At 66.2% G+C, this 6,704-nt stretch carries 3 protein-coding genes; all 3 read left to right on the top strand.

Translation table 11 applies throughout. The annotated features are described in order from the left end of the window. Positions 1–3,016 (top strand): S-layer family protein (locus ASC93_RS31320; protein WP_200958273.1); only part of this gene is annotated, 3,016 nt, incomplete at its 5' end. A gap of 223 nt (positions 3,017–3,239) precedes the next feature. Continuing rightward, complete coding sequence (locus ASC93_RS05415) at positions 3,240–5,348, top strand: peptidase domain-containing ABC transporter (RefSeq protein WP_229412607.1); 2,109 nt, start codon at positions 3,240–3,242, stop codon at positions 5,346–5,348. Continuing rightward, the gene (locus tag ASC93_RS05410) at positions 5,345–6,676 is read left to right on the top strand and encodes an HlyD family type I secretion periplasmic adaptor subunit (RefSeq protein WP_229412606.1); all 1,332 of its coding nucleotides are present in this window, start codon (positions 5,345–5,347) and stop codon (positions 6,674–6,676) included. Before ASC93_RS05415 ends, ASC93_RS05410 begins: the two co-directional genes overlap by 4 nt. Positions 6,677–6,704: the final 28 nt, after the last annotated feature.

Raw genomic sequence — 6,704 nt, 5'->3', positions numbered from 1 at the left:
GACGACCGCCCAGGTTGCCGCTCTGGGCACGGCACAGATCGTCGGACTGAATACTGCCCAGGTAAGCAGCCTGAGCAGCATGCAGATCGCCGCCCTGAACACCGTCCAGGTTGGCGCAATCGAGACGGCTGACCTGGCCGCCATGAAGACGACCCAGGTCGCCGGCCTGACGACCGCGCAGATCGCCGCGCTGACGTCGGCCCAGGCCGGTGCGTTGACCACGGCCCAGATCGCTGCGCTGAGCACCGCCCAGGTGGCGAGCGGCCTGACGACGGCCGAGATCGCCGGTCTGAAGACCAGCCAGATGGGTGCGTTGACCTCGGCGCAGATTGCCGCGCTGAGCACCGTCCAGGTCGCGGCCATCACGACCGCTGACGTGGCCGCGCTGAAGACGACCCAGGTTGTCGGCCTGACCACGGCGCAGATTGCCGCGCTGACGACGGTCCAGGCAGGTGCGTTGAGCACGGCCCAGATCGCTGCCCTGAGCACCGCCCAGGTGGCGAGCGGCCTGACGACCGCGCAGGTTGCCAGCCTGAAGACTACCCAGGTGGGCGCGCTGACCACGGCGCAGATCGGCGCGCTGAGCACCGTCCAGGTCGCTGCAATCACGCCGGCCGACGTGGCTGCGTTGAAGACGAACCAGGTTGCCGCGCTGACGACCGCACAGGTCGCCAACATGGGTACTGCCCAGATCGTCGGCTTGACCACCGCGCAGGTCGCCAGCCTGAACACGGCCCAGATCGGCGCGCTGAGCACCGTCCAGGTCGCTGCGATCGAAACGGCTGACCTGGCCGCGCTGAAGACGACCCAGGTCGTCGGCCTGACCACGGCGCAGATTGCCGCGCTGACGACGGTCCAGACTGGTGCGCTGACCACGGCCCAGATCGGCTCCCTGACCACTGCCCAGGTGGCCAGCGGCCTGACGACCGTCGAGATCGCCGGTCTGAAGACCAACCAGATCGGTGCCCTGACCACGGCCCAGATCGGTGCGATGAGCACCGTCCAGGTCGCGGCCATCACGACCACCGACGTGGCCGCGTTGAAGACGAACCAGGTTGCCGCGCTGACGACCGCACAGGTCGCCAACATGGGCACCGCCCAGATCGTCGGCCTGACCACCGCGCAGGTCGCCAGCCTGAATACGGCCCAGATCGGCGCCCTTAGCACCGTCCAGGTCGCTGCGATCCAAACGGCTGACCTGGCCGCGCTGAAGACGACCCAGGTTGTCGGCCTGACCACGGCGCAGATTGCCGCGCTGACGACGGTCCAGACTGGTGCGCTGACCACGGCCCAGATCGCTGCACTGAGCACGGCCCAGGTGGCGAGCGGTCTCACGACCGTCGAGATCGCCGGTCTGAAGACCAACCAGATCGGTGCATTGACCACCGTGCAAGTCGCCGCCCTGAGCACCGCCCAGGTCGCAGCGATCAGCACGGCCGACCTGGCCGTCATGAAGACGAATCAGATCGCAAGCCTGAACACGGCCCAGATCGCTACCCTGACGACGGTCCAGGCGAACGCGCTGACCACGGCTCAGATCGCCGCCCTGACCACCGCCCAGGTGGCCAGCGGCCTGACGACCATGGATGTCGCAAGCCTGAAGACCAGCCAGGTCGGCGCGCTGACCACCGTGCAGGTTGCCGCGCTGACCACCGCTCAGGTGGCTGCGCTCGGCACCGTGGACCTGGTGGCGCTCAAGACCAACCAGATCGCCGCGCTGAGCACGTCCCAGGTCGCCAGCGGCCTGACGACGGCCCAGATCGCCGGTCTGACCACCGCCCAGGTCGGCAGCCTGACCAGCGTCCAGGTCGCAGCGCTGAGCACGGCCCAGGTCGCAGCCATCACGACCGTCGACCTGGCCGCGCTGAAGACCACGCAGATCGGCGCGCTGACCACCAGCCAGGTGGCCAGCCTGACCACCAGCCAGGTCGTCGGCCTGACCACCAGCCAGGCGGTCACGCTGTCGACGGCGCAACTGGTTGCCCTGACGACGGTCCAGATCGCGGCTCTGCAGACGGTCGATCTGGCCGCGCTGAAGACGACGCAGATCACGGCCCTGACCACGTCCCAGATCGCCAGCGGTCTGACGACGAACCAGGTGGCCGCACTGACCACCGGTCAGGTCGAGGCGCTGACGTCGGCGCAGATCGGCGCGATGACGACGGCGCAGACCGCGCAGCTGAAGATCGGCAGCCCGATCGTGCTGGATCTGAACGGTGACGGTGTGCACTCGGTCAGCATCAAGCAGGGCGTGCAGTTCGATCTGTTCGGCACCGGCAACAAGGTGGCGACGGGCTGGGTCGATTCGAAGGATGGCCTGCTGGCCCTGGATCGCAACGGCAACGGCACGATCGACGATGGCAGCGAGCTGTTCGGTACGTCGACCAAGCTGGCGAACGGCCAGACCGCCTCCAACGGCTACGAAGCACTGGCCCAGCTGGATGCCAACGGCGACGGCGTGATCGACGCCAAGGATGCGGCGTACAGCCAGCTGAAGGTGTGGGTCGATGCGAACGGCGACGGCGTCAGCCAGTCGGGCGAGCTGAAGAGCCTGGCCTCGGTGGATGTCGCGAGCATCAACGTCAACGGCGACAAGACCTCGGTCAAGGATGCCGGAAACTGGATCGGCATGCAGTCGACCTTCACGAAGACCGACGGCTCCACGGCCGCCACGGGCGACGTGTGGTTCACCGCCGACAAGGCGGCAACCGGTGCGGCCGCGACCGACACGCTGCGCGGCAAGGTGGGCAGCATGGTCCAGGCGATGGCAGCCTTCAACGCGGCCGATACCGGCGCGGCGGCCGGCGGCCTGACCCTGCCGAACCTGTCCGGCGGTACGCAGACCGGTCTGCTGGCTTCGGTCGGTACGATGGTCGACGTGATGAAGCAGTTCGACGCCAACGGCAACAAGGTGGCGGGTGCGAATGTGGCGATGACGTCGACGGCCGAATCGCTGGCCAAGTCGGTGGCGACGCCGCAGGACTCGGGCTTCCTCACCACGGGTGGCCGCAAGTAATGTGTCCACGGGCCGGTTCGCGCCGGCCCGTTCACGACATCAAAAAGGCAAGACCGTTATCGGTCTTGCCTTTTTTTGCATCCAAATTGCGACAAACGAAGAATAAGGGGTGTAACACAGTGCTGTTCAGCAACAATTCTGACGAACAACAGGGTAATCTCTCGGTCTGCCGCACTTCGCTTCTATTAGTTTCCTAATGGCCGACAAATTTCCTCATACAACTTTGCAATGCCTGACTGCCATCGCGCAGCATCACGGCCTGCAAGTGAACCCGGAACGCCTGATCCACGACTATGCGTTGAACGCGGAGGAACCGTCGTCCGCGATGCTGTTGGGGATGGCCTCGAGCATCGGCCTCAAGGCCAAGCTGCGCCAGTTGACGGTCGACAAGCTGCTGGGGCAGAAGGGCGTGTTCCCCCTGCTCGCGCGCATGAAGGACGGCAACAGCATGATCGTCGTCGGCGCCCGCGTGGACGATGGCGGCGTGCTTGCCGTGCTCGACCCGATGGGCGACCTGGGCGTCGTCAAGATGCTCGACCCGGCCGCGTTCCAGGCCCTGTGGAGCGGCGACATCGTATTCCTCAAGCGCACGTCCAAGCTGACCGACACGCGCCAGCCGTTCGGCCTGCGCTGGTTCATTCCCGAGATCCTGCAGCAGAAGGCCGCGTTCCGCGACATCGCCATCGCCGCGATGGCGATGAACATCCTCGGCCTTGCGTCGCCGGTGTTCTTCCAGCTCGTGATCGACAAGGTGCTCGTGCACCACAGCGTATCGACGCTGTGGGTGCTGGCGGCCGGCATCGGCATCGCGCTGCTGTTCGAATCGACGTTCGGCTTCATGCGCCAGATCCTGACCTTGTGGGCCACCAACAAGATCGACATACGCCTGACCAGGCGCACGTTCGCGCACCTGCTGTCGCTGCCCATCGATTATTTCGAGACCACGTCCGCGGGCGTGGTCGTGCGCCACATGCAGCAGATGGAAAAGATCCGCGGCTTCCTCACGGGCCGCATGTTCTTCACCGCGCTCGACCTGACGGCGCTGTTCATCCTGCTGCCGATCCTGTTCAGCTATTCCATCAAGCTGGCGATGATCGTGCTGCTGTTCACCCTCCTGATCAGCGGCATCGTCGCGGTCCTCGTGCCCACGTTCCAGCGCCGCCTGAACGATTTGTACAACGCCGAAGGCCAGCGCCAGGCGCTGATGGTGGAAACGATCCACGGCATGCGCACGGTGAAGGCGCTCGCGATCGAGCCGATGCAGCGCCGCGCCTGGGACCAGCGTTCCGCGAACGCGCTGAACATGCATTTCCGCGTGGGCCAGATCTCCATCACGGGCAATGCCGTCACCGACTTCCTCGGCAAGCTGCTGCCCGTCGTGATCATCGTGATCGGCGCCCAGGACGTGTTCGACCAGACGCTGTCGGTCGGCGCCCTGATCGCCTTCCAGATGCTGTCCGGCCGCGTCAGCGGGCCGCTGGTCGCGGTCGTGGGCCTCATCAATGAATACCAGGAGACGGCGCTGTCGATCCGCATGCTGGGCGAGGTCATGAACCGCGCGCCGGAAGGCCGCAGCGGCGGCCTGCGTCCCGACCTGCGCGGCAATATCACCTTCGACAACGTCGTGTTCCGCTATCCGGGCGCCCAGAACAATGCGCTCGACCGCGCCACCTTCGAGATCAAGGAAGGCACCGTGATCGGCATCGTGGGCCGCAGCGGCTCGGGCAAGACGACGATCACGAAGGTCATCCACGGCCTGTACCGCATCCAGGAAGGCATCGTCCGCTTCGACGGCTACGACGCCCGCGAGATCGACCTGCCGCACCTGCGCCGCCAGGTCGGCGTCGTGCTGCAGGAAAATTTCCTGTTCCACGGCACGGTGCGCGAGAACATCGCCGCGACGATGCCCGAGGCCGCGTTCGAGGACATCGTGGACGCGGCCAGGGCCGCCGGCGCCGACGAGTTCATCGAGCGCATGCCGCAGGGCTACGACACGATGCTGGAAGAAAACGCCTCGAACCTGTCCGGCGGCCAGAAGCAGCGCCTGTCGATCGCCAGGGCGCTGCTGGCCAAGCCGCGCATCCTCGTGCTCGACGAAGCGGCCAGCGCGCTGGACCCGGAAAGCGAAGCGATCTTCATCAACAACCTGTCGCGCATCGCCGTCGGCCGCACCGTGATCATGGTGTCGCACCGCCTGTCGACGCTCGTCAACGCCGACTCCATCCTGGTCATGCAGCGCGGCCAGCTGATGGATGCGGGCCGCCACGACGAACTCCTGACGCGCTGCTCTACTTACTCTCAATTATGGAACCAGCAAACAAGTCATCTGTGACCGCGCTCGACCCGACCGACGTCGAGTTCCTGCCGGATGCCGACGAGATCGAACGCCGGCCGTTGCCGCCGTATGCCCGCATCACCGTCCACGCGCTGGCGGCGATGCTCGTGTGCTTTCTGGCCTGGGCCAGCTTCGCCGAGATCGACGAAGTCGTGAAGGCGCAGGGGCGCCTGACGACGCCGTTGTCGAACATCGTCGTGCAGCCGATCGAAACGTCGATCATCCGCTCGATCGACGTGCGCGTCGGCCAGGTCGTCAAGAAGGGCGAGCGCCTCGCCACGCTGGACCCGACGGACGCCGATGCCGACCAGGCCCAGCTGCGCCTCAAGTTCGACAGCCTCGACACCCAGGTCAAGCGTCTCAACGCGGAACTGGCGGGCAAGTCGGCACCGGTGGAGACAGGCACGGTCTCGGCCGACACCCAGCTGCAGGACAGGCTGGCGGGAGAACGCCGCGCCAACTTCGCCGCGCAGGTACTGCGCCTGAACGAGAACATCGCCAAGACCCGCGCCGCGCTGGAGACGAACCTGCGCGACCAGCAGGTGCTGGGCGACCGCACCAGATCGCTGCGCGAGGTGGAGACGATGCAGGAGCGCCTCGTCGACCAGAAATTCGGCGCCAAGGTCAACCTGCTGGACGCGCGCAACAAGCGCATGGAAGTCGAACGCGACTACACGCTGGCCAAGAACCAGGAACCGGAGATCCGGCGCGAGCTGGCCGGCCTGGACGCAGAAAAGCAGGCGTTCGTGAACGGCTGGCGCCAGAAGATCATGGAAGACATGCTCTCCCTGACGCGCGACCGCGACGCGACGGCCGAGCAGCTCAAGAAGGGCAGGCTGCGCCGCGACAAGGTCATGCTGACGGCACCGGTCGACGCCATGGTGCAGGACATCGCCAAGCTGTCGCAGGGCTCCGTCGCGCAGGCCGCCGAGAAGATGTTCACGCTCGTGCCGCTCGGCACGGCGCTGGACGCCGAGGTGCAGATCGATTCGCTCGACGTGGGCCACGTGAAGCAGGGCGACGTCGCGCACATCAAACTGGACGCGTTCCCGTTCCAGAAGCATGGCACACTGGACGCCAGGGTCCGCACGCTCAGCGAGGACGCGTTCAAGCGCGACACGCCGAATCCGGAAACCGGCACCGACGCGTACTACGTCAGCCGGCTCGACCTCGGCAAGGACATGCTCAAGAATATGGATCCACACGCGCGCTTGCTGCCGGGCATGACCCTGACCGCCGAGATCGTGGTCGGCAAGCGCACCGTGCTGTCCTATCTGCTGTGGCCGCTGACCAAGGGCCTGGACGAGGCGATCCGGGAACCGTGATCCCGCAGCCTGGCTGCTGCGTAAAAGG

Source organism: Massilia sp. Root335 (assembly GCF_001425685.1).
GTDB classification, from domain to species: Bacteria; Pseudomonadota; Gammaproteobacteria; order Burkholderiales; family Burkholderiaceae_D; genus Telluria; species Telluria luteola.
The sequence above is the reverse complement of the archived record's forward strand: the minus strand, read 5'-3'. Positions and strand labels throughout refer to the sequence as shown.